The sequence below is a fragment of the Ornithinimicrobium panacihumi genome, assembly GCF_052073805.1.
Lineage (GTDB): Bacteria > Actinomycetota > Actinomycetes > Actinomycetales > Dermatophilaceae > Ornithinicoccus > Ornithinicoccus panacihumi.
The window spans coordinates 45,118-68,664 of the sequence record NZ_JBQGWG010000004.1 but is presented as its reverse complement, the minus strand read 5'-3'; the positions used below and the strand labels follow the sequence as shown (position 1 = coordinate 68,664).

The 23,547-nt window shown below is 71.9% G+C and carries 19 protein-coding genes; 12 read left to right on the top strand and 7 right to left on the bottom strand.

Annotated features, from left to right (window positions below; all coding sequences use genetic code 11):
* Positions 1 to 31 precede the first annotated feature (31 nt).
* Both moaA and ACTMMA_RS05780 read right to left on the bottom strand, forming a co-directional pair.
* Complete coding sequence (gene moaA / locus ACTMMA_RS05785) at positions 32 to 1,105, bottom strand: GTP 3',8-cyclase MoaA (RefSeq protein ID WP_441189158.1); 1,074 nt, start codon at positions 1,103 to 1,105, stop codon at positions 32 to 34.
* The gene (locus ACTMMA_RS05780; protein WP_441189157.1) at positions 1,102 to 1,623 is read right to left on the bottom strand and encodes a MogA/MoaB family molybdenum cofactor biosynthesis protein; all 522 of its coding nucleotides are present in this window, start codon (positions 1,621 to 1,623) and stop codon (positions 1,102 to 1,104) included. The genes moaA and ACTMMA_RS05780 overlap by 4 nt, the downstream gene beginning before the upstream one ends.
* Positions 1,624 to 1,815: 192 nt before the next feature.
* On the opposite strand from ACTMMA_RS05780, the gene ACTMMA_RS05775 reads away from it, so the two are divergent.
* The 3 genes from ACTMMA_RS05775 to ACTMMA_RS05765 are packed head-to-tail and all read left to right on the top strand — an operon-like array spanning position 1,816 to position 4,387.
* Positions 1,816 to 3,333, top strand: a complete 1,518-nt coding sequence (locus tag ACTMMA_RS05775) for a molybdopterin-dependent oxidoreductase (protein WP_441189156.1) — start codon at positions 1,816 to 1,818, stop codon at positions 3,331 to 3,333.
* The gene (locus tag ACTMMA_RS05770; protein ID WP_441189155.1) at positions 3,333 to 3,563 is read left to right on the top strand and encodes a hypothetical protein; all 231 of its coding nucleotides are present in this window, start codon (positions 3,333 to 3,335) and stop codon (positions 3,561 to 3,563) included. Before ACTMMA_RS05775 ends, ACTMMA_RS05770 begins: the two co-directional genes overlap by 1 nt.
* 5 nt (positions 3,564 to 3,568) lie before the next feature.
* Positions 3,569 to 4,387: a helix-turn-helix transcriptional regulator gene (locus ACTMMA_RS05765; protein WP_441189154.1), complete on the top strand. Its 819-nt coding sequence runs from the start codon at positions 3,569 to 3,571 to the stop codon at positions 4,385 to 4,387.
* Positions 4,388 to 4,397: 10 nt separating this feature from the next.
* Here the strand turns inward: ACTMMA_RS05765 and ACTMMA_RS05760 are convergent, their stop codons facing one another.
* Complete coding sequence (locus ACTMMA_RS05760; RefSeq protein WP_441189153.1) at positions 4,398 to 4,886, bottom strand: MarR family winged helix-turn-helix transcriptional regulator; 489 nt, start codon at positions 4,884 to 4,886, stop codon at positions 4,398 to 4,400.
* A 54-nt stretch (positions 4,887 to 4,940) separates the two neighbouring features.
* Between ACTMMA_RS05760 and ACTMMA_RS05755 the strand changes: the two genes are divergently transcribed.
* A complete protein-coding gene (locus tag ACTMMA_RS05755) occupies positions 4,941 to 7,226 on the top strand; it encodes an MMPL family transporter (protein ID WP_441189152.1) in 2,286 nt (761 codons plus the stop codon).
* 97 nt (positions 7,227 to 7,323) lie between these two features.
* Here the strand turns inward: ACTMMA_RS05755 and ilvA are convergent, their stop codons facing one another.
* Positions 7,324 to 8,583, bottom strand: coding sequence for a threonine ammonia-lyase IlvA (gene ilvA, locus ACTMMA_RS05750; RefSeq protein ID WP_441189151.1), 1,260 nt, complete (start codon positions 8,581 to 8,583; stop codon positions 7,324 to 7,326).
* 82 nt (positions 8,584 to 8,665) lie between these two features.
* On the bottom strand, positions 8,666 to 9,688 hold the full coding sequence (locus ACTMMA_RS05745; RefSeq protein WP_441189150.1) for a 6-phosphofructokinase: 1,023 nt from the start codon (positions 9,686 to 9,688) through the stop codon (positions 8,666 to 8,668).
* A 190-nt stretch (positions 9,689 to 9,878) separates the two neighbouring features.
* On the opposite strand from ACTMMA_RS05745, the gene ACTMMA_RS05740 reads away from it, so the two are divergent.
* Complete coding sequence (locus ACTMMA_RS05740) at positions 9,879 to 10,478, top strand: biotin transporter BioY (protein ID WP_441189149.1); 600 nt, start codon at positions 9,879 to 9,881, stop codon at positions 10,476 to 10,478.
* Between the two features lie 446 nt (positions 10,479 to 10,924).
* Here the strand turns inward: ACTMMA_RS05740 and ACTMMA_RS05735 are convergent, their stop codons facing one another.
* Entirely contained in the window at positions 10,925 to 11,944 is a 1,020-nt protein-coding gene (locus ACTMMA_RS05735) for a hypothetical protein (protein WP_441189148.1), read from the bottom strand.
* Positions 11,945 to 11,977: 33 nt separating this feature from the next.
* Between ACTMMA_RS05735 and ACTMMA_RS05730 the strand changes: the two genes are divergently transcribed.
* From ACTMMA_RS05730 to ACTMMA_RS05700, 7 genes are all read left to right on the top strand, one after another.
* Positions 11,978 to 12,802 (top strand): hypothetical protein, encoded by an 825-nt coding sequence (locus ACTMMA_RS05730; protein ID WP_441189147.1) that lies wholly within the window; start codon positions 11,978 to 11,980, stop codon positions 12,800 to 12,802.
* Entirely contained in the window at positions 12,796 to 13,062 is a 267-nt protein-coding gene (locus tag ACTMMA_RS05725) for a hypothetical protein (protein WP_441189146.1), read from the top strand. The genes ACTMMA_RS05730 and ACTMMA_RS05725 overlap by 7 nt, the downstream gene beginning before the upstream one ends.
* A 55-nt stretch (positions 13,063 to 13,117) precedes the next feature.
* Positions 13,118 to 14,986, top strand: a complete 1,869-nt coding sequence (locus ACTMMA_RS05720) for a cation:proton antiporter (protein WP_441189145.1) — start codon at positions 13,118 to 13,120, stop codon at positions 14,984 to 14,986.
* On the top strand, positions 14,986 to 16,164 hold the full coding sequence (locus ACTMMA_RS05715) for an MFS transporter (protein ID WP_441189144.1): 1,179 nt from the start codon (positions 14,986 to 14,988) through the stop codon (positions 16,162 to 16,164). Before ACTMMA_RS05720 ends, ACTMMA_RS05715 begins: the two co-directional genes overlap by 1 nt.
* Positions 16,165 to 16,202: 38 nt before the next feature.
* Complete coding sequence (locus ACTMMA_RS05710; protein WP_441189143.1) at positions 16,203 to 17,285, top strand: lactonase family protein; 1,083 nt, start codon at positions 16,203 to 16,205, stop codon at positions 17,283 to 17,285.
* Positions 17,286 to 17,350: 65 nt separating this feature from the next.
* A complete protein-coding gene (locus tag ACTMMA_RS05705; protein WP_441189142.1) occupies positions 17,351 to 18,289 on the top strand; it encodes an acyl-CoA thioesterase in 939 nt (312 codons plus the stop codon).
* 295 nt (positions 18,290 to 18,584) lie between these two features.
* Positions 18,585 to 19,958: a glucose-6-phosphate dehydrogenase gene (locus ACTMMA_RS05700; RefSeq protein WP_441189141.1), complete on the top strand. Its 1,374-nt coding sequence runs from the start codon at positions 18,585 to 18,587 to the stop codon at positions 19,956 to 19,958.
* A gap of 223 nt (positions 19,959 to 20,181) precedes the next feature.
* On the opposite strand, the gene ACTMMA_RS05695 is transcribed toward ACTMMA_RS05700, so the two are convergent.
* The gene (locus ACTMMA_RS05695; protein WP_441189140.1) at positions 20,182 to 23,481 is read right to left on the bottom strand and encodes an efflux RND transporter permease subunit; all 3,300 of its coding nucleotides are present in this window, start codon (positions 23,479 to 23,481) and stop codon (positions 20,182 to 20,184) included.
* Positions 23,482 to 23,547 lie beyond the last annotated feature (66 nt).

The following is a 23,547-nucleotide window of genomic DNA, read 5'->3' as shown; positions in this document are numbered from 1 at the left end:
GGTCCGGCCCCGCCGGTGCCGCGAACCATGCTCAGCCGCCGATCGCGCTCATCGGCCGGGGCGGCTGGAGGAAGCCGGGCTCGTTGATGCCGTGGCCGGGCAGCTTGGCACCGATCGACTCCCGGAACAGGTCGGCCAGGGCCTCGTCGTCGGCGCCCTCGCGCAGCGGCGTGCGCAGGTCGGTCTCGCCGGTGGCGAACAGGCAGTTGCGCACCTGGCCGTCGGCGGTGAGGCGGACCCGGTCGCAGGTCCCGCAGAAGGGCATCGTGACCGAGGCGATCACCCCGACGGTGGCCGGGCCGCCGTCGACGAGGAAGAGCTCGGCCGGAGCGCTCCCGCGGGCCTCGTCGGGCAGGGGCGTCAGGTCGAAGTGCGGGGTCAGCAGTCCCAGGATCTCCTCGCCGGTGATCATCTGGCTGCGGTCCCAGTGGTGCTGGGCGTCCAGGGGCATCTGCTCGATGAAGCGCAGCTCGTAGCCGTGCTCCAGGGCGAAGGCCAGCAGGTCGGGGGCCTCGTGGTCGTTGATGCCGCGCATCAGCACGGTGTTGAGCTTGACCGGGGTCAGCCCGGCCGCGGCGGCGGCCTCGATGCCCTCGAGGGTGTCCTTGAGGCGGTCGCGCTTGGCCAGCTCGATGAAGGTCTCGCGGCGCAGGGTGTCCAGGCTGATGTTGACGCGGGTCAGGCCGGCCGCGACCAGAGCCTCGGCGTTCTTGGCCAGGCCGACCGCGTTGGTGGTCATCGAGATCTCCGGCGCCGGGTCGAGGGCGGCCAGCCCCGCGACGACGTCGACCAGGTCCCTACGCAGCAGCGGCTCGCCGCCGGTCAGCCGGATCTCGTCGATGCCCAGGGAGACGGCGACCCCGGCCAGGTGCACCAGCTCGGGGGTGGTCAGCATCGTGTCGCGGGGGAGCCAGGGCACCCCGGCCTCGGGCATGCAGTAGGTGCAGCGCAGCGAGCACCGGTCGGTCACCGAGACCCTCAGGTCACGGTGGACGCGGCCGAAGCGGTCCACCAGCGGTCCGCGGTCGGGCAGCGGTCCGCCCGAGGACGCGGGCGAGACGGGGTCGGCGGGGCGGGTGCCGATGGTCACCCTCTGGGAAGTCACGTGTGGTCTCCTCCGGACACCTGGTCGAGCACGTGTCCGAGCAACGGTCCGACGATGTCCATCCCTTCCCGCACCGCAGAAGGTCGACCGGGCAGGTTGATCACGAGGGTGCCGCCGTAGCCCTGCTCCTGCGGCCAGTCGACGACCCCGGCCAGCCCGCGGCTGACCGCGGCGAACGGGGTGTGCTTGCACCCCTCGCGGCGGATGAGCTCGGCCAGGCCGGGGTTCTCCCGGGTGAGGACCTCCCGGGTGCCTTCCGGGGTGAGGTCGCGTGGCCCCATACCCGTCCCTCCGGTCGTGACCACGAGACGGGCGCGGTCGACGACGGCCTCCCGCAGGGCGCCGGCGACGCTCTCCACGCCGTCGGGCACGACCACCGCGCTGACCTGGTAGCCCAGCTGCTCCAGCGCCTCGACCAGCAGGCGCCCCGACTCGTCCTCGCGACGGCCGTCGGAGCTGCGGTCGGAGACGGTCACGGCCACGGCGCGCAGGGAGCGCGGGGTCTGGGGGTGGGTCATCGCACCAGTCTAGGCTTCCCGGGGTCGGCGGGGCAGTGCGAGGCGGCCGGGCGTGCTCCCCGGCGGGCGGGTCGGGGCGGGGCAACGAGGGTGGTTGACCTGGTTACTTACAACGACGAATTGTAGTAATCTGCTCCCAGGCGATGTCGCCATCGCCGTCCCTGTCCGTACGTACCCCAGGTGGTTCTCGCGATGGATCCCGACTTTCCCTTCTGGCTGCGCGCCAGTCATCTGATCAACTTCTTCCTCATCGGACTCCTGCTGCGCAGCGGCTGGGAGATCCTCTCCTCCATGCCCCGCCTGTGGTGGAGCAACGACAGTGCGCCCGGCAAGGAGTGGCTGAAGTTCACCAAGACCGAGCTGCCCAAGGAGGAGGGCGTCTACACCTCCCTCATGGACGAGAAGAGCCTCAGCCCGATGATCGCGCTGCCCGGCCGGGAGAACATCGGTCTGGGTCGCCACTGGCACGCGCTCGCCTCGAGCCTGTGGCTGCTCAACGGCCTCATCTACATCATCCTGCTCTTCGCGACCGGCCTGTGGCGGCGCATCATCCCCACCTCCTGGGACGTCTTCCCCGAGGCGTGGGAGTCGCTGAAGATCTACGCCGGCTTCGGGGTGCCCTCGATCGAGCACTTCCAGCCCTACGACGCGCTCCAGATGCTCGGCTACACCTTCGTGATCTTCGTCCTCGCCCCCCTGATGATGCTCACCGGGATCAGCATGTCGCCGGCCGTGCGCTCGCGCTTCCCCGGCTACGTGAAGTTCTGGGGCGGCCACCAGGGCGCGCGTTCGATCCACTTCATCTGCATGGTCCTGATGACCGGCTTCATCATCATGCACGTCGGCCTGGTCTTCCTGGTCCACCCGGAGTACAACCTGTCCCACATGATCTGGGGCGCGACCGACACCGCCCGCGCCGGCCAGGCCTTCGTCATCGCGATCGCCACCATCGTCGTGGTCGTCGCGAGTTGGATCGCCCTGAGCTACTGGTCGCTGTCCGACCGGGTCCGCACCCACAAGTTCCTCGTCAACGCGACCGAGCCGATCCGCAGGTACGGCCTGAACTGGATGAAGCCGCGTATGAGCCGCCAGAACGCCTACACCGAGAAGGACATCTCCGAGTTCCACTGGACCAACGGTCTGCCCCCCACCGAGGACGAGTCGCCCGAGTGGCTGAAGTACCGCTCCAACGACTGGGAGGACTGGCGCCTGGAGGTCGGTGGCGACCTCAACGGCGAGAAGATCGAGCTGAGCCTGGACGACCTCAAGGCCCTGCCCAAGGCGGAGTACATCGCCATCCACACCTGCATGCAGGGCTGGTCGGCCACCTCGAAGTGGACCGGCGTGCGGCTGGTCGACGTGCTCGACACCCTGGGCCCGCGCCCGGAGGGGGCCCGCTACGTCATGGTCACCTCGCACGGCCTGGCGCAGAAGATGTATGACAACCGCCCCCGCGAGCCGTTCTACGCCGTCCTCGACCTCGAGATGCTCAACGAGGAGGACACGATCCTGGCCTACGAGCGCAACGGCAACCCGCTCGAGGAGCACCTCGGGGCCCCGCTGCGGCTGCGCGTGGAGTCCCAGCACGGCTACAAGATGGTCAAGTGGGTCAAGGCGGTGGAGTGGATCGCCGACTACGCCGAGGTCGGCGACGGCCGTGGCGGCACCCGTGAGGACTCCGCCATGCAGGCCTTCAACGGCCGGATCTGATGACCCGTCTGATCTCGACGACGTACGAGCTCGGCGGCACACCCCGCACCGAGAGGCAGTTCCGCTCCATCTGGCACCAGGTGGCGGCACTGCCGGACATCGGGGCGATCGCCTTCGAGAACCACGGCGATGAGATCCTGATGATCATCAAGCACAAGGAGACGGTCGCCCTGGACCGCGCCGCCATCGGCGCCGCGGTCCGGGCGGCCGGCCCCTTCGACCTAGTCTGAGGAACATGTCCGTCGTCCCCCGTCTCGGTGGCCCCGCGCCCACCCCCGACCCGCGCCTGTGGGCCGACCCCACCCGCCGCAAGGTGCTCGCCGCGCTCGCGCGGCACGAGGAGCCGGTCCCGCTCAGCGTCCTCGCCGAGGAGGTCGGCGGCCACCCCAACGCCACGCGCGCGCACCTCGAGGCGCTGCGCCTGGCGGGCCTGGTGGTGCGGGAGTCGCACAGCAGCGGGGGACGAGGTCGGCCCTCGTGGCTGCACAGCCTGACCGAGGTCGGCCGGTCGGCGGCGCGGCGGATGGACGACGACGGTGCCCCGGACCGGACGATCGCGCTGGAGCACCTGAGCCTGGCCTTCGTCAAGCATCTCGCCGGCACCCCCGGCCTGGGCGACCTCGCCCGGCAGGTCGGACGCAACTGGGGCGCCTCGATCGGGTCGCCGACGCGCGCCAGGACGCGGGTCGGACGTCGCCGCGCCGTGATGGCTCTCTTCGACCGTATGGGGTTCACGCCGGTCCTCGAGGACCCGGCGCCCCGGGCGGGGGTCGAGGGGGCAGGGAGCATGGGCGGAGCGGGAGGCGCGTCCGGCCAGGCTTCCCCCGAGGACGTGATCGTCCTGCACAGCTGTCCGCTCCTGGACTCGGCGCGGGAGCATCCCGAGGTCGTCTGCGACGTCCACCAGGGGCTGGTCGTGGGTCTGCTGGAGCAGGCCGGGGCCGGTCCTGACGTCGTGCGGACCGACCTGGATCCCTTCAGCCTGCCGCAGGGCTGCCGCCTGCAGCTGACCTGGCAGGGCGAGCAGTCTGGCGAGGCCGCCCCCTCGCCGTGAGGAGCGGCCCTCAGAGCACCCGGCGCACCGCCTGCTCGGCCTCCTGGAGGAAGCGCAGGACGACCCTGCGCTCCTCGTCGTCGAGCCGCTGGTCCAGGGAGGCCAGGGAGACGAACATCGGCATCAGGTGGCCCAGCAGCTCTTCACGGCCGCTGTCGGTGCAGGCCACGACCGTGCGCCGCCGGTCGGTCGGATGGGGCTGCCGGACCACGTGGCCCCTGGCCTCCAGTCGGTCGACGATCCCGCTGGCGGCGGCGGTGGTGACCCCGAGGCGGCCGGCCAGCTCGCTGGGGCCGGTCGGGTGCTCCATGACGTGCTCGAGAACGGCCATCTCGTGGTGCGACAGCTCTGCCCGCCGCGCGATCGCCGGGGTGGCCATCGCGCCGGTCGACAGCAGGGTGCGCAGCGCGTCCAGGATGGGGCTGCGCTCCCAGCCGGCCACCCAGTCGCCGTGCGACGGGCCCTTCGGCGTGATATTTTCTGTCACGAAGTTTCTCACTTAGTTAGTTATCTCCTGACGGATACGGTCAGGATACTCCCGGAGGTTCCCCCTGTGTCCAGACTGCTCGAGATCATGCTGAGTCGCCGAGGGGCCTGGGCCGTCGTGGCCGTCTCGTTGCTCGTCGCCGGCCTGGTGCTCGGGGGGCTGGGCCAGGCGGAGCGGGACGCCGACGCCCTGGACTCGCTGCCCGCGGGCTTCGAGAGCACGCAGGGTGCCGAGATCCTCAAGGAACTGCCCGACGAGGGCAACAAGGCCGCGATCGTCCTGTTCACGGTCGAGGACGAGTCGATCATGGAGCGGCTCCCCGAGCTCTCGGCGCTCATGGAAGAGGTGGCTCCCGACAGCGCGGAGGCCCCGGAGGGCGATGCCGCCACGCCTGCGGGGGACGAGGAGTCAGCCACCGGTGGTCCGCCTGCGGGTGTGGACACCGAGGGTGCGACGGGTGGTCCGCCTGCTGGTGTGGACACCGAGGGTGCGACGGGTGGCCCTCCTGCTGGTGTGGACACCGAGGGTGCGACGGGTGGCCCGCCGCCCGGCATGCTCGACGGAGCCTTCCCGGTCATCCCGGCCGAGGACGGCACCGCGGCCTTCAGCGTCCTGGACGTCGACGCGCCCACCTCGGTCGACGCACGTGACGTCGTCGCCGAGCTGAGGGACGCTCTGGCCGAGGGCGTGCCCGACGGTGTCACGGCCGAGGTCACCGGACCGGCGGCCATCGAGGCCGACCTGGCCTCGGTCTTCGACGGTGCCAACTTCACGCTCCTGGCCGTGACCGCCTCCGTGGTCGCCGTCCTGCTGATCGTGACCTACCGCAGCCCGATCCTGTGGATCGTCCCCCTGACCGTCGTCGGCATCGCCGACCAGGTCGCCGCGACCACGGCCACCCACGTGCTCAAGGCTGTGGGCGTGCCGTGGGACGACTCGACCATCGGGATCCTGTCGGTGCTCGTCTTCGGTGCCGGCACCAACTACGCGCTGCTGCTCATCAGCCGCTACCGCGACGAGCTGCGCACCCACGAGAGCCGGTTCGAGGCCATGCGTGTGGCGCTCGCGCGGGCCTCGGAGGCGATCGTGGCCAGCGCAGGCACCGTGGTGGTCGGTGTCCTGTCCCTGATGCTGTCGGTCTTCCCCTCCACCCGCGGCCTCGGGCTGGCCTGCGCGGTCGGCATCCTCGTCGCGATGGTGGCGGTGCTCGTCGTGCTGCCCGCGGCCCTGGTCATCTTCCCGCGGTGGATCTTCTGGCCCCAGGTCCCGAAGGAGGGGCAGGACAAGCTCGCCGACTCCCGCTCCGTGTGGCGCCGGATCGGCGACGCCGTGGCCAAGCGCCCTGCGGCGTTCGCAGGCGGGTCGCTCGTGGTGCTGCTGCTCATGGCGGCCGGCATCACCCAGATCAAGAGCGGGCTGGACCAGGAGGAGCAGTTCCTGGAGACGCCTCAGGCGATCACCGCCGCCCAGCGTCTGGCCGAGTCCTTCCCCGCCGGTGCCTCCGACCCGCTGCTCGTGGTGACCCGCACCGATGACCAGGGCGTGGTGGACGCCATCGCCGAGGAGATCGAGGGCATCGACGGCGTCAACCAGGTCACCGCGCTCGAGCCGGAGGCCGGCGTCGGGCAGGTCCAGGTGGTCCTGGACGCCGAGCCCGGCAGCGACGAGTCCGTCGAGGCCGTCGAGGCCATCCGCGCTGCGGTGGGCACCGAGTCCCCCTCGGGGGTCGAGGCCCACCTCACCGGTGGCGACGCCTCGGTCGCCGACGCCAACGACGGCGCCGTGCGGGACCGGTTCGTGGTCATGCCGGTCATCCTCGCGGCGGTCCTCATCGCCCTGATGCTCCTGCTCCGCTCGGTGCTGGCGCCCATCCTGCTCCTGACCACCGTCGTGGTCACGTACTCGGCGGCGCTGGGCATCTCCTGGTTCATCTTCACCGGGATCATGGGTTTCAGCGCGATCGACGCGACGCTGCCCCTGCTGTCCTTCGTCTTCCTCGTGGCGCTGGGCATCGACTACAACATCTTCCTGATCACCAGGACGCTGGAGGAGGCCAAGGTGCGCGGCACCCGCGACGGCGTGCTGCGCGCCCTGGGCGCGACCGGTGGCGTCATCACCAGCGCGGGCATCCTGCTCGCCGCGGTCTTCGCCGTCCTCGGCGTCCTCCCGCTCGTCGTCCTCGCCCAGATCGGCGTGGTCATCTGCATCGGCGTGCTGCTGGACACGCTCGTGGTCCGCACGGTCGTCGTCCCGGCCATCGTCCGCATCCTGGGCGAGCCCTTCTGGTGGCCGCGCAAGGTCGACAGCGCCAGCCCTCCCCGCCACAGCGAGGACTACGTCGAGGCGCTCTGAGCCTGGCCTCGGCCGGCGCTCCCACGCGCTCCCACGGCGCTGGCCGGCCGGGCAGGGTGTGTCGCCGGTCGGTCAGAGAGAGCGTGACGTCGGTCGGTCAGAGGATGAAGCGGAAGAGCGGGCTGTCCGGCGGGATCGGCTCGACTTCCATCGAGGACTCCTCCATCCGCGCCAGGAGCGGCTCCAGGTCGTCGCGGGAGCCCAGCTCGATCCCGACCAGGGCCGGGCCGGTGTCACGGTTGTTGCGCTTGACGTACTCGAACAGCGCGATGTCGTCGTCCGGCCCGAGCACCTCGTCGAGGAACTGACGCAGCATCCCCGGCTCCTGCGGGAAGTCGACGAGGAAGTAGTGCTTGAGCCCCTCGTGGATGAGGGAGCGCTCCATCACCTCGGCATACCGGAGCAGGTCGTTGTTGCCCCCGGAGACCACCACGACCACCGTCTGCCCGGGCTCGATGCCGATGGAGTCCAGGGCGGAGGCGGCCAGCGCGCCCGCGGGCTCGGCGATGATCCCCTCGGTCTGGTAGAGCGCGATCATCTCGGTGCAGACCCGCCCCTCGGGCACGGCGACCAGCTCGGGGGCGTGCGCGGCGACGACCGCATAGGTCCAGTCCCCGGCCCGCTGCACGGCGGCGCCGTCGATGAACCGGTCGATCTCGGGCAGGGTCGTCGGGCCGCCCTCCCAGGTCGCGGCGATCATGCACGCCGCCCCTGCCGGCTCGACACCGACCACGCGGGTATGCGGATGACGCTCGGCCATCCAGGTCAGGCACCCGGCCAGCAGCCCGCCGCCCCCGACCGGCACCACGAGGACGTCCGGGGCGGCCCCGAGGTCCTCGGTGATCTCTCGGGCGATCGTGCCCTGGCCGGCGATCGTGTGCGGGTGGTCGAAGGCGGGGATCAGGGTCGCGCCGGTGCGCTCGGCGTCCTCGCGGGAGGCCGCAGCGGCCTCGTCGTAGGTCTGTCCGCCGACGACCACCTCGACCCAGTCGCCGCCGAGCTCGGCGACGCGCTCCCGCTTCTGACGGGGCGTGTTGGCCGGCAGGTAGATGCGGGCGTTCACCCCGAGCGTGGAGCAGGCATAGGCCACACCCTGGGCGTGGTTGCCGGCGCTGGCGCACACGACGCCGGCCCAGATCTGCTCGCTGTCCAGCTGGGCGATGAGGTTGGCGGCGCCGCGGCCCTTGTAGGACCGGACCTGCTGCTGGTCCTCGCGCTTGAGCCAGACCGTGGCGCCGGTGGCCTCCGACAGGCGGGCGCTCAGGGTCAGGCCGGTCCGGGCCACCCGGCCGGCGATCCGCCCGGCGGCCGCGTCGACGTCGGCCGCGGTGGGCAGCTGGCGGGGGGCCTCGCTCATGTCGGCGATCCTAGACCTGGGTCCTGCAGGCTCTCGGCCATGTCGGCGATCTCCGCGGTCTCCGCGATGGCGTCGGTGTGTCTCAGCCGAAGAGGATCGCGGCCTCGTCCCACTGGTCGCGCGGGACGGACTTGAGGTGGCTGGTGGCGTCGGCGAGGTTGACGTTGACGATGTCGATGCCCTGCAGGGCCACCATGGTGCCCCACTTGCCGGCACTGACCGCGTCGATCGCGGCGGTGCCGAAGCGGGTGGCCAGGACCCGGTCGTAGGAGCTGGGCACGCCTCCGCGCTGGAGGTGGCCGAGCGTGGTGTTGCGGGCCTCGATGCCGGTCTCCTCCTCGATGAGGCGGGTGACCTGATCGCCGATGCCGCCCAGCAGCTTGCGCCCGAAGCCGTCGGTCCGGTCGCTCTCGACCAGGTCGTCCCCGGCGAAGGTGAAGCCCTCTGCCACCACGACGGTCGGCGCACGACCACGGTCCTTGGCCTGCTGGACCCACTCGCAGACCTGCTCGCGGGTCACCGGGACCTCGGGGATGAGGATGGCGTGGGCGCCGGAGGCGATGCCGGCGTGCAGGGCGATCCACCCCACGTGCCGACCCATGACCTCGACGACCATGCAGCGGGAGTGCGCCTCACCGGTGGTGCGCAACCGGTCGATCGACTCGGTCGCGATCGAGACGGCGGTGTCGAAGCCGAAGGTCCGGTCGGTCGCCGACAGGTCGTTGTCGATCGTCTTGGGCACCCCGATGACCGGGATGCCGTCGTCGTGGAACATCCGGGCCACGGTCAGCGTGCCCTCGCCACCGATCGCGACGAGCGCGTCGATCTCGTGCTTGGCCAGCACCTCCTTGACCCGACCCAGGCCGTGGCCGTTCACGAACGGGCTCACCCGGGAGGTGCCCAGGATCGTGCCCCCGACCTTGGACAGGCCACGGACCTTCTGCCGGGGCAGCGGCACGATCGCATCGTCGACCAGGCCGCGGAAGCCGTCACGGACTCCCACGAACTCGTGGTCGTAGATGCGGTCGCCCTTGAGCACGACGCCGCGGATGACGGCGTTGAGGCCGGGGCAGTCGCCACCTGCGGTGAGGAGGCCGATCTTCATGGCGGTCCGATCTGATGGGGGACGGGCTGGACGCCGGGGGAGGCTGACAACGCGCGACGCCGGTCACCTCGGGCGACCGGCGTCGATGCACGTCCTTCTAGGGTATGTGGTCGCTCACCCCGGATGCCACTTCCCCAGCTGGACCGGGGGTACCTGCAGGTAGCCGGAGCGCTGTGGCAGGCTGTGCCGCGTGTCTACCGCTTCCATCTCCAGCAACGGCGTCGGCGTCCTCGCCGACCGCCTCGTCCCGCGTTCGTCCGCGCTGACCGACGTCGCGCTCGTCGTCACCGGCGCCGCCGTGGTCGGCCTCCTCGCCCAGGCCGAGTGGCGCATCGGCCCGGTGCCGATCACCGGTCAGACCCTCGGCGTCATGCTCGTGGGCGGGGCCCTGGGGATGCGACGGGGCGCCGCGGCGCTGGTGACCTACATGGTCGCCGGTCTGGCGGGCGCCCCGGTGTTCGCCGGCGGCGCGGGTGGCCCGGCCTACGTGCTGGCCCCGCCCTTCGGCTTCATCATCGGCTTCATCGGCGCCGCCGCCGTCGCCGGCTGGGCCGCGGAGCGGGCGTGGGACCGCAACATCCTGCTGGGGATGGCCGGGTTCTGCCTGGCCACCGTCGTGCCCTTCCTCGTCGGGGTGCCCTACATGGCGGCCATCCTGGGGATGACCGACCTGCAGGCGATCCTGGCGGCGGGCGTGACGCCGTTCATCGTGCCCGGCCTGATCAAGGCCGGCATCGCCGCCGCCATCTTCCCCCTGGCCTGGAAGCTGGTCCGCGCGCTCGACCGCTGAGGCGCACCTCTCCGCCAACGCCGCACCATCAGCGGCGCCGCTCCACCACCCACACCGTCGAGGACGGCTGGTCGACCACCTGGTCGGTCAGCCATCCTCCATTTTGTCGGCGCCACCGTCGTCTGTGTCGGTCTCATCCCGCGTCTGTGTCGCCGGCACCCCACCAAACGCCATCCAGTGACGCCCCTATGCTGCCGAAATCGACGAATCAGCAGCATGAGAGCGTCACTGGATGGCGTTTGCGAGGCGCATGGAGGTGGGCGGTCGGGGTGAGATGGGGGCGAGTGGTCGGGCGACATGGGGGTCCGGGGCCGGGTGGCACAGGGCTGGGGCCAGGTGGCACAGGGCCGAAGCCGGGGGACCTTGGGCCGGGTGGCCGGGTGGCCGGGTGGCCGGGTGGCCGGGTGGCCGGGTGGCCGGGTGGCCGGGTGGCCGGGTGGCAGACGTCAGCCGTCCTCCGCCTCTTCCAGAGCCGCCCGGGCTGCGTCCCTGGCCCGGCGGCCGAGGCGCAGCTCCTCGTCCGCCTCCTCCAGGGTGGTGGCCGCGCGTCCCTGGGCCGCGGTGGCCTTCTCGAGCGCAGCCCGTGCTCCCTCGAGCAGCCGTTCGGCCTGGGCTACCTGCTCGGCCGCGGTCTTCACGGCGCGGTCGGCCTTCGCGGCGGCGTCCGCGGCGTCCTTCCGGCTGGCCCGGGCAGCGGCGACCTGCTTCTCCGTCTCGTCCAGCTCCATGGCCAGACGGGCCAGGAGCTCCTCGTCGGGCGAGCCCTCGGCCTCTTCTTCCGGCACCTCTGCGGGCTCGTTCTCCTCGGGCTCCTCGGGCTCTTCGGGTTCGTCCTCGTCGGGCTTGTCGGGCTCGACATCGGGCTCGGGCTCCTCAGCCTCGGGCACGTCGTCATCCGCCCCGCCCTGGATGCGGGTCAGGACCACGCCGGTGCTGGTCCGGGCGACCGCGTCGGCGACATCGACCTCCCCGAAGCCGCTGTAGGCCAGGGCGCGGGTCAGGCTGCCGCTGGTCACCACCTCCGTCGCCTCGGGGTCGGCGAGGGCGGCGATGGCCGTGTCACGGACCTCGGCCTCGGTGCCCGCCGCGAGGTCGGCCCCGCCGGGGGAGTGCTCCCGGGCGGCGGCCACCCAGTCCTTGAGCAGCTCGTCACGCTCGCCGCGGAGGGCCGAGAGGCCGACGGCGTCGAGGGCCGACTGGGCGTGCCGCATACGGGACCCGACGTCGCGGAGGCGACCCACGACCGGGGCGCCGGAGCGGACCAAGGCGTTGACCGCGGCCGCCGCGACGCTCGGTCGGCGCAGGGCGCCCGCCTCCTTGGCGACCTCGAGCAGACCGGTCGACCGCAGCCTGGCCACCCATTCCTTGCGGGCGGCGATGAAGCCGGAAGGCTCGACGGCGTAGAGCTCGTCGACGACGTGGCGCAGCACCTCGGTGGGGTCGCTGTCCGGGCCGAAGTCCTCCATGGGTGGTGACGATAGACCGCATAGGGTGGCGGTGTGGGACAGGAGACGCACGTGGTGCCGCTGCACGTGCTCGGCACCGACGTCGACGTGCACGTCGGCGGCGAGGACGCCGGGGCCACGGCTGCCGCGATCCGGGAGCGGTGGCACCTGTCGCTGCGCGAGCCCGGAGGGGAAGGGGCGCGCACCGTCGAGGCGGCGGTGATCCCGGAGGGCGCCGAGGCCTCGGCGTGGTCCCGCTCGGAGACGGTCGTGCAGGACCCCGACCCGCGCAGGATGCTGCAACGGCTGACGCAGTCGATCACGTACTGCGTGATCGGGGCACGCTCGGGGGAGCTGCTCATGCTGCACGCCGCCGCCCTCGCCGACCCCGGGACAGGCGCCACCGCGGCCTTCGTCGCCCCGGGCAACACCGGCAAGACGACGTTGTGCCGCACGCTCGGACCGTCGCGGGCCTACGTCACGGACGAGACGCTGGGGGTGCGCCGGGACGGGACCGTGGTGCCCTATCTCAAGCCGTTGTCGACGCGGCGCCCCGACTGGTCGGGGGTCAAGGACGAGCAGGCGCCGGGGGCCCTGGGGCTGCGCGGCCCGCAGGTCGAGCCCTGGCTGGCGGGCCTGGTCATCCTGCGCCGCGAGGCCGAGCACGAGGGGGAGCCGGTGGTGGAGGAGCTGGGCCTCCTCGACGCCGTCATCGCTCTGACGCCCGAGTCCTCGGCCTTCATGAAGACCGAGCGCCCGCTGCACTGGCTGGCCTCGGTGCTGGAGCGGACCGGCGGTGCCCGGCGCGTGACCTACTCCGAGGTCGCCGACCTGGAGCCGCTGGCGGCCGAGATCTGCGGGAGGACCTCGCCGTGGTGACCTATCTGTGCGTGCGCGGCCACGACGAGCTGCACCACGAGGGCGAGTCGCTCGTGCTCCTGGACGGCGAGGTGAAGCGGATCTCCGTGCTCGGCACGCTGCTGCGGGAGCTGACCCACGAGCCCCGGACGACCGAGGAGCTGGTGGCCGGTCTGGTCGAGGCCTTCGGGGCACCGGCGGACGGCTCGGCCGAGGAGATGACGCGGCAGGCGGTCGACACCATGGTCGAGGCCGGGCTGCTCACGCGACTCACCGACTAGGGCGCCCGCGGGCCCTGTATTGGCCTGCCCGCTCCTGTGCTGCACACTGTCAGGCGTGTCACCCGCGCCCTATCTCGCCCTGGTCCTGGGGCTGGCAGCCCTGTGCCAGCTCCTGGCCTACCGGTTGCGGGTGCCCTCGATCCTCTTTCTGCTGATCGTCGGCTTCGTCCTGGGCCAGGTCGTCTCCCCCGAGGTGGTGCTGGGTCGGGACGTCCTCTTCGCCGGGGTGAACATCTGCGTCGGGATCATCCTGTTCGAAGGGTCCTTGTCGCTGCGCTTCCGGGAGCTCAGAGGCCTGGGCAAGGCGGTCTGGCGGCTGTGCTCGCTGACGGTCGTGATCGCGTGGTTCCTCATCACCTCGGCCGCGTTGATCGCGGGGGTCAAGTGGGAGCTCGCCCTGCTCATCGGGGCCCTGCTGGTGGTCACCGGGCCGACGGTCATCGCGCCAATCGTGCGCCAGCTGCGGCCGACCCGCCGGGTGTCCTCGATGCTGCGCTGGGAGGGCATCGTCGTCGACCCGATCGGGGCGGTCCTGGCCGTCCTGGTCTTCCAGGCGATCGTCGTCGGCGCGCCCGAGGGTGCCTTCACCGTGGCCGCCCTGACGCTGGGCAAGACGCTGCTCGTCTCGACCGCGCTCACGCTCCTCTTCGGCGTCACGCTGGAGGTCGCGCTGCGCCGCTACCTGATCCCCGACTTCCTCGACGGGGTCGTCTTCCTCGCCGTGGCGGTCGGCGCGCTGGTGCTGAGCAACCAGATCCAGCCGGAGAGCGGTCTGCTGACCGTGACCATGCTGGGCATCTACCTGGCCAACCGGCCGGGGCTGAACCTCGAGCACGTCCGGGAGTTCAAGGAGCACCTCCAGGTCCTCATCGTCGGTGCGCTGTTCGTCCTGCTCGGGGGCCGGATCACCCCCGCGCAGGTCGTCGACGTGGCCCCGACGGCCCTGGTCTTCGTGACCCTGCTCATCCTCGTGGTGCGCCCGGCCTCGATCTGGCTGGGCCTGATGGGCACCTCCGCGACCCGCCAGGAGCGGACCCTGCTGTCCTTCATGGCCCCGCGGGGCATCGTGGCGGCCGCCGTCACCAGCATCTTCGCCCTGGAGCTCGACCACGCGGTCGAGACCGCCCGGGAGCGGGCGTCCCGCGGCGGGGAGACCGCCCAGGAGACCCTGGCCCTGGAGGCCCGGGCCGAGCACCTCCAGCTCCTGCAGGAGCAGGCGGCCTCGTTGGTGCCGCTGGTCTTCGTCACCATCGTGGTCACGGTCGCGGTCTACGGCCTTGGCGTGGGGCGCCTGGCCGAGCGGCTCGGCTTGGCCACCACGACCCCCACGGGCGTGCTCTTCGCCGGTGCCTCCGCCTGGGTGCGGCAGGCGGCCGGGGTGCTGGAGAGCCTCAAGGTCCCCACCCTCATCGTCTCCCTCGCCCCTGGCGAGGTCAGCCAGGCCAGGCTGGCCGGCCTGCGGGTGGAGCGCACCCACATCCTGTCCGAGCACGCCGTCGAGGACATGGAGCTGGCCGGCATCGGCTCCCTGGTGGCCACGACCTATGACGACGACACCAACGCCACCGCCGCCCGCGAGTTCGCCCACACCCTGGGCAAGCGCAACACCTTTGCCGTCAAGCGCCAGGGCGACGGCGGCCGGGACACCACCCGCACCGCCACCAAGCTGACCGCCCCCGCTGCCTTCGACCCGCCCCTGACCGCCCCCGAGCTGGAGCAGCGGATGCGGGAGGGCATGGTCGTGCGCAAGACCAAGCTCACCGAGCAGCACACCCTCGAGGACTTCCGTGAGCGCTCGCCGGAGGCGGTGCTGATGTTCACGGTCGAGGACGGCGCCGCCACCGTGGTGACCTCCGACCAGCCCGTCCCGGAGTCGGGCGTGACTCTCGTGGCGATGGTCCGCCCGCGCGCCGGGAAGAGCTGATGGGGACGGCCCACGCCGGTCACTTCCCGCGAGCCCTCGCCTTCGCCGCCCTGATCATGGGTGGCATCGGGATCGGGATCACCGAGTTCGTGACGATGGGGCTGCTGCCCCAGATCGCCGAGGGCATCGACGTCACCATCCCGCAGGCGGGCCACACGATCTCGGCCTACGCGCTCGGCGTCGTCGTCGGGGCACCCCTGGTCGCGCTCGGCGCGGCCCGGCTCCCGCGGCGGGCGGTGCTCATCGTCCTCATGCTCGTCTTCGCGCTGGGCAACGCCCTGAGCGCTCTGGCACCCACCTACGGCACGCTCTTCGCCTCCCGCCTGCTGGCGGGGCTGCCGCACGGGGCCTTCTTCGGCCTGGCCTCCCTGGCCGGCATCTCCTTCGTCCCGCGCAGCCAGGCCGGCCGGGCCGTCGGCACTGTCATGCTCGGGATCCCGATCGCGATGGTGGCCGGCGTCCCGCTCGGGACATGGGCCGGCCAGGAGCTGGGCTGGCGGGTGGCCTACTGGTCCTGCGCGGTCATCGGCGTGCTCACCGCCGTGCTCATCCGTCTCTGGGTGCCGCGCACGGCGGGGGACCGCCGCCACTCCTGGCGCACCGAGATGACTGCCTTCACCAACCTCCAGTTCTGGCTGACCCTCCTGATCGGCGCCGTCGGTTTCGGGGGCATCTTCGCCATGTACTCCTACATCGCGCCCACCATCACCGAGGTCACCGGCATGGACCAGCGCTGGGTCCCGCCCATGCTGCTCGTCTACGGCCTCTTCTCGATCGTCGGCACCTGGGCCGGCGGACGCCTGGGCGACTGGTCGGTGCTGCGCACCCTGGTGATCATGGGGCTCGGCTGCGCGGTGTCGCTGCTCGCCTTCTGGCAGACCTCCCGGTCCCTGCTGCCCGCCGTCGTCACCGTGGCGGCCATCGCGGTGGCCGGATCCGCCTGGGTGGTCGCGCTCCAGCTGCGGCTGATGTCGGTGGCCGGCAGCGCCCGGACCCTCGGCGCGGCGATGAACCACTCCTCGCTCAACCTGGCCAACGCGCTCGGCGCCTGGCTCGGGGGCGTGGTGATCACGGCCGGGCACGGCTACCGCGCGCCCGCGCTCGTCGGTGCCGGCCTGTCCCTGGGTGGCCTCGTCGTGCTCGGCATCTCGCTGCTGGTCCACCGACGGACCCGCTGACCTCGCACCCGTCGGTGCCTCCTGACAGGCTGACGGGTATGACGCAACGCACCGGCTCCCTTCCCGCCCCGGTCGATCTCGTGCTGGGTGGATACACCGACGACCAGCCCGAGGACTCCTCCGGCCTGGCCAGGGTGAGGCTCGGCGAGGGCGACGAGGACGCACCCGCACGCCTGGCCCCGGTGCCGGACCCGTCGTGGGTGGTGCGCCTCGCGGACGGCCGGCTGGCCATGGTCTCCGAGGCCGGGGACGAGGTGGCGCTGGTCTCCCAGGCGGGGGAGGAGCTCTCCCGCTGCGGGTCCGGGGGCATGGGGCCCGCCCACCTCGCCGCGTCCCCGGACGCCAGGTGGCTGGTCGCCAGCAACTACGTCAGCGGCAGCGTCGGGCTGATCGCCCTCGACGACGACGGTCTGCGGCTCGTCGACGAGCTGCAGCTGGAGGGGGAGGGGCCGCACGAGCGGCAGGACTCCGCCCACGCCCACCAGGCCGTCTGGCTCGACGACACCCGGATGCTGGTCTGCGACCTCGGCTCCGACCGCGTGCACGAGATCAGCCTGGAGGTGGGCGGGTCGGGCGAGTCGGTCGAGACGGGTGAGGAAGGGCCGGTGGAGGAGGAAGGCGGAGGTGAGCTGCGGCATACCGGCCAGATCGAGCTCCCCGCAGGTGCCGGCCCCCGCCACCTGGCGCTGCACCCGGGCCGCGACGACGTGGCCTGGGTCGTCGGTGAGCTGGACCTCGCCGTGCACGTGCTGCGGCGGGGCGAGGAGGGCTGGGCGGTCACCGGGTCGGCGAGCAGCGCCCCCAGCGGCCCGGCCGACGGGGAGACGACCGCCGCCGGGATCGTGGTCGCACCTGACGGCGGGCACGTCTACGTCTCGACGCGCGGGACCGACACGGTGGCCGTCTTCGCCGTGGACGAGGACGGGGGGCTGGAGCTGGTGCAGCTGCTCACCGTCGACCACTGGCCGCGCTTCATCGGCTGGGCGCCGGGGTCGGAGGGCGAGGTGCTGCTCGTCGCGGCCGAGCGCGCCGGGACGGTGCAGGCCAGGCTGGTCGAGGACGGGCGGCTGGGGGAGGTCGCGGCGCAGGTGGACTGGTCGGCGCCGACCTGGGCCGGCTGAGCGGACCGCGGTCGGCCCGGGTCTGCCGGGCAGCACATCTGACCACCCGCCGCTAGCCTGTGCCCGTGAGCCGTGAGTCCCAGACCACGCTGCGTTTCCTGGCCGCCCCGACCGACGCCGGCCAGTCCGGCAGCGTGAGCGCGGGCAGGGTCCTGGAGTGGATCGACAAGGCCGGCTACGCCGCGGCCGCGCGGTGGTCGGGGGGCTACTGCGTGACGGCCTACGTGGGCAACGTGCGCTTCCGTCGGCCGGTCGAGGTCGGCGACCTCGTCGAGGCCCGGGCCCGGGTCATCGTCACCGGTCGCACGAGCATGCAGGTCACCGTGGAGGTCAGCTCGGGCCCGCCCACGACGGCCGAGCTGGAGCCGGCCACCCAGTGCCTGATCATCTTCGTGGCCGTCGACGACGCCGGGAAGCCGCGCCCGGTGCCGACCCTGAGGCCGGCGACCCAGGAGGAGCGCCTGCTCCAGGAGTGGGCCGCCCGGCGCAGCAAGGTCCGTGACGAGGTGGTGGCCGCGATGGAGAGGGTCACCTTCACCGACGGCGGGTCGGCCCCGCGCGACCAGCTGCGCTTCCTCGCGGCGCCGACCGACGTCAACTGGGGCGGCAAGGTGCACGGCGGGGTCGTCATGCGCTGGATCGACGAGGCCGCGCACGTCCTGGTGACGCGCTGGACCCAGGACGTGGCCAACGTGGCGATCTTCACCGGCGGGGTCCGGTTCTACCAGCCGCTGCGGATCGGCGACCTGGTCGAGGTGGAGGCCAGGCTGCTGCACACCGGCCCGCACTCGATGCACGTGGGCGTCCACGTCCGCTCCGGCGACCCCACGACGGGTGAGCTGGCGTTGACGACCTACTGCCGGACGGTGTTCGTCAGCGTCGACGACAGCCCGGAGCGGCGGGCGCGTGAGGTGCCGCAGTGGACGCCGGTCACCGACGAGGACCGGGCCCTGGATGCCCACGCCACCGAGCTGACCCGGATCCGGGAGCGCTACGGCGACTGAGCACCCTGGCGCGCGGTGACGGCTGTCCTGCTCGTCGTGTCCTGCGATTGTGGTCCTGCGGATCTGGTCCTGCGGATCTGGTCCTGCGCTTCTCGCGCTATAGCACCAGAAGTGCAGGACCAGAGGTGCAGGACAGCTCCGCGCAGGGCCTGCCCCTTTCCCCGGCCGGGTCCTGACCTGCGGGGACGGGACCCGGGTTCCACCCGGCGGACGCTCGGATGACGCGGGGATGACGAGTCGTCGACGAAGGATGGGCGGCGCGCGAGGTGATCCTGCACCGCATACCCTGCATTGCATGACCGACGAGTCGACCACGCTCATCATCCTCGGCGCCTCCGGCGACCTGACCCGACGCCTGCTGCTGCCCGGCCTGGGCACCCTCCTGAAGGAGGAGCCCGAGCGGCGCGTGCGCGTCGTGGGCGCCGACCGGGTCGAGCTGTCCGACGAGGACTGGAAGGCCAAGGTGCGCGACGCCCTCGCCGAGGCCGAGCTCGACGACGACCGTGCGGCGGAGCTGGTCAAGGACTCGACCTACCACCAGACCGACGCCCTGGACAGGCAGCAGCTCGGGCAGCTCCTCGACCAGGTCAAGGACACGCCGCTGGTCATCTACTTCGCCCTGCCGCCGGCGGTCACGGTGCAGGTGTGCGAGCTGCTCGAGCGGATCCACGTGCCCCGCGGGACGCGGCTGGCGCTGGAGAAGCCCTTCGGCAGCGACCTCGCGACCGCGCAGGAGCTCAACCGGCAGCTCCTCCGCGTCGTGCCCGAGGGCGACATCTTCCGGATCGACCACTTCCTGGGCGTCAACACCATCCTCAACCTCATCGGGATCCGCTTCGCCAACCGGCTGCTGCAGCCGATCTGGTCGGCCGAGCACATCGAGAAGGTCGAGATCTTCTACGACGAGACGCTCGCCCTGGAGGGACGCGCCGGCTACTACGACAAGGCGGGCGCGCTGCTGGACATGATCCAGAGCCACCTGCTGGAGATCCTCGCCTTCTTCGCGATGGAGGCACCCGCGACGATGCACGCCGAGGAGATCCGCTCGCTCAAGGCCCAGGCGCTGCGGGCCACCCACCCGTGGGGGCACGACGCCGCGGGGGCGTCCCGACGGGCGCGCTACACCGCGGGGACCCTCGACGGCCGGGAGATCCCGGACTACGCGGCCGAGGAGGGGGTCGACCCCGAGCGCGGCACCGAGACCCTGGCCCAGCTCACCGTCCAGCTCGACAACGCCCGGTGGGCGGGCGTGCCCTTCGTGCTGCGCTCCGGCAAGGCGATCGGCACGGCCAGCAAGCAGGTCGTGGTCACCTTCAAGGAGCCGGCGCACGTGCCGACCGGGCTGCACGACAACCCGCAGAAGGACCGCCTGATCCTGGAGATCAAGCCGGGAGCGGTCACCCTCGACCTGTCGATGAACGCCGAGGGCAATCCCTTCGACCTGGAGCAGAAGGAGCTGCACGCCGAGCTGGGCAAGCCGCGCATGCTGCCCTACGGCGAGGTCCTGGGCGCCATCCTGGACGGCAACCCGCTGATGACGATCCGCGGCGACGAGGCCGAGGAGCTGTGGCGGATCGTGGAGCCGGTGCTCGCCGAGTGGCGGGCCGGGACGGTCGAGCTCGAGGAGTATGCGGCAGGGTCGGCCGGTCCCGAGGGCTGGAGCGAGTAGGGGCTCACCTCGGTCACGCTAGCTTGTGGCGCCCGCGGCTTCTGGGGTCACGGGTGGCCCGGGCGTCTTCCAGGTGCCGCGTTGCCGCGGGACTTCCATCGAGTGACGCTGCTGTGCTGCCGATCCGGGAGGTTCCGGCAGCACAACAGCATCACAGGATGGGGTCTGTCGGTGGCCCCGAGCCCTACGCCGCCGGTGACGGCGAACGCGGGAGGCTTGAGCGTCAGGCGGCGGACTGGCGGCTGAACCGCGCCGCGGCCCGCTCGACCAGCTCGTAGAGCACCGGCACCAGGATCAGCGTCAGCAGCGTCGAGCTGATCAGCCCGCCGATGACCACGATCGCCAGCGGCTGGCTGATGAAGGCCCCGCCGCCGGTGATCGCCAGCGCCATCGGGACCAGGGCGAAGATCGTGGCCAGCGCCGTCATGATGATCGGCCGGAGGCGGTGGCGGGCACCCTCGACGACCGCGGTGGTGCGGTCCAGGCCCTTGGCGCGGTACTGGTTGACCAGGTCGATGAGCACGATCGCGTTGGTCACCACGATGCCGATCAGCATCAGCATGCCGACCAGCGAGGCGACGTCCAGCGGCTTGTCGGTGGCCAGGAGGAGCGCGATCGAGCCGGTCGCGGCGAAGGGCACCGAGACCAGCAGGATCAACGGCTGGACCAGTGAGTTGAAGGTCGCGACCATCACCAGGTAGACGATGGCGATCGCCGCCAGCAGGGCCAGGCCGAGCGCCTCGAAGGCCGAGCTCTGGTCGGCGCTGACGCCGCCGAGCTCGACCTGGACGCCCTCGGGGAGGTCCATGCCGTCGAGCCGCTCCTGCAGCTGGGCGCTGGTGGCACCGAGGTCGTCGCCGGACGGGCGCCCGGTGACCGTGGCGGCCCGCAGCCCGTCGATCCGGGTGATGCTCACGGCCTCGTCGACGGGGGTGAGCTCGGCGATGTCGCCCAGGGTGACCGGCTCACCCTCCTGGTCCGTGGCGACCTCCAGCTCGGTGAGATCGTCGACGTCGGCGGCCCCGCCCTGGCGGACGACGACGTCGAGGGTCTGCCCGTCCAGCTCGACCCGCCCCACGGTGGCGCCGTCGGTGGAGGCCTGGACCACCTGGCCGAGCTGCGCCTCGGTCAGGCCGACCTCGGCGGCGGCCGGGCGGTCCACCTGGATCTGCAGGGCCGGGACGGTGTCGGTGAGGTCGTTGGTGATGTCCGTGGCGCCCACCTCGTCCAGCACGACGGCGACCTCCTCGGCCGCGGCGCGCAGGTCCTCGGTGTCCTGGGACTGCACCTGCACCTCCAGGGTGCTGGGCATCATCCCCTGCCCGGCCTGGGCGGTGAAGCTGCCGCCCTCGGGCAGGTCCTCGGCGAAGGCGGCGGTGAACCTCTCGCCGAAGGCCTCTCCGTCCACGCCCTCGGCGAGGGTCAGGGCGAAGGTCGCGCTGTTGGGCCCGCTGCCCAGGAAGACCGCCTCGATGCCCCCTGGCGACCCGGTGACGGTCTGGTAGGACTCGACGTCGTCCTGCTCGGCCAGCCAGGCCTCGATCTCCTGGGTCTGGGCGTCGGTCTCGGCCAGCGTGGTTCCGCTAGGCAGCTCGAGGCTGGCCTGCAGGGTGTTCTCGCCGGTGGCCGAGATGAAGTCGGTCTTGAGCAGCGTCGCGGCCCACCCGGTGACGCCGAGCAGCACGACGGCGAGCAGGACGGTCAGCCACGGCCTGGCCAGGGCGCCGCGGAGCACGGGCAGGTAGCTGCGCTGCAGCCAGTCCGGCCGGTCGTTGGTGACCACGGCGGCAGGGGAGTCGGCGGGGGAGGCGGCAGGGCCGGTCGGCTCCTCGCCCTCCACCACGGTGTCGGGGTGCTCCTGCGCGTGCTTGCCCGGCTTCGTCCCCGCCAGGAACCAGTAGCCCAGCACCGGCACGATCGTCAGGGCCACGAGCAGCGAGGCCAGCATGGCCAGTGACACCGTGACCGCGAAGGGCTTGAAGAGCTCGCCGACGGCACCGCTGACGAAGCCCAGCGGCAGGAAGACGGCGACCGTGGCGACGGTCGCCGAGGTGATCGCCCCGGCGACCTCACGGGTCGCCTCGACCACGGCGGTGCGGCGGTCGTCGCCGCGGGACATGTGGCGCTTGATGTTCTCGATGACCACGATGGAGTCGTCGACGACGCGGCCGATCGCGATGGTCAGCGCCCCGAGGGTGAGGATGTTGAGGCTGTAGTCGAAGACCTTCAGCCCGATCAGGGCCAGCAGCAGCGACAGCGGGATCGACAGCGCGGTCACCAGCGTCAACCGGATCGAGAGCAGGAAGACCAGCACGACCAGGATCGCGAAGCCCAGGCCCAACAGGCCCTCGGTGGCCAGATCCTCGATCGACTTCTCGATGAAGGGGGCGCCGTCGTAGACCGTGACCAGCTCGCCGCCACCGAGGCCGGTGGTGATCTCCTGGTCCATCTCGGCCAGGGCGTGGCTGATCTCGACGGCATTGCCGTCGGGGGTCTTGGTGATGGCCAGGCCGACGCTGGGCTCACCGTTGGTCCTCGTGTATGCGGTCGCCTCCCGCTCCTCCAGCGTCACCTCGGCGACGTCCCCCAGGGTCGGGATCTCGGGGATCTCCACCTCCTCGGGCGCCGCGGGCGGCTCCATCGGGGGCAGCGGCTGCCCGGCCGCTGCGGCGGCCTCGGCGGCGGCAGCCTGCTCCTCCGCGGCGGCTGCGGCCTGCTCGGCCGCCTGGGCCGCGGCGGCCTGCTGCTGGGCGGCGGCCTGGCGCGAGCCCATGACCTGCTGGGTCATCAGCGGCAGGTCGGCGATCTCCTGGACGTCGGTGAGGCGGGAGCCGACCTGCACGGGCAGCTCGGTCTCGCCGTCCAGCACCCGACCTCCGGGCAGCACGACCCCGTTGGCCTGCAGGAGCTGGGCGATCGAGGCGGGGTTGGCGCCGTGCTCGGCCGCGGCCTCCTCGTCCAGGTCGACGGTGATGACGCGGTCGGCCACGCCGGAGAGGGTCACCGAACGGACCCCCTCGATGTCCTCCAGGTCGGGGATGACGACCCGCTCGAGCCGGTCGACCAGGTCGACCTCGTCGACGCCCTCACCACCGACGGCCGACAGCTGGATGATCGGGAAGTCGTCGATGTTGCCGGCGAAGATCTGCGGGTTGGCGGTGTCGGGCAGGTTGGGCAGGGCCAGGACCGCCCGCTGCAGGTCGGTCTGCGCCGAGCCCATGTCGGTGCCGTAGTCCATCTCGATGAGCACCGTGGAGAAGCCGTCGGCGCTGGTCGAGGTGACCTCGACGACGTTGTTGAGCCCCTGCGCCGCGATCTCCACCGGCTTGGTGACCTGCTCCTCGACCACCGACGTGCTCGACCCTTGGGCGGGGGTGGCGACCACGAGCACGGGGAACTGGAGCGAGGGGAAGAGCTCACGCGGCAGCGCCCCCGCGGACCACAGTCCGGCGACGATGCTGAACAGGGTGGCGAGGGCGATGAGCGCGCGGTTGCGCACGCTGAACAGCGTGAGGCGTGACATAGGCTTCCAGCGTAGGTGACATAGTTAGCCTGTTCCTAACTGAACGTGAGCGGAGGTGAGAGCGAC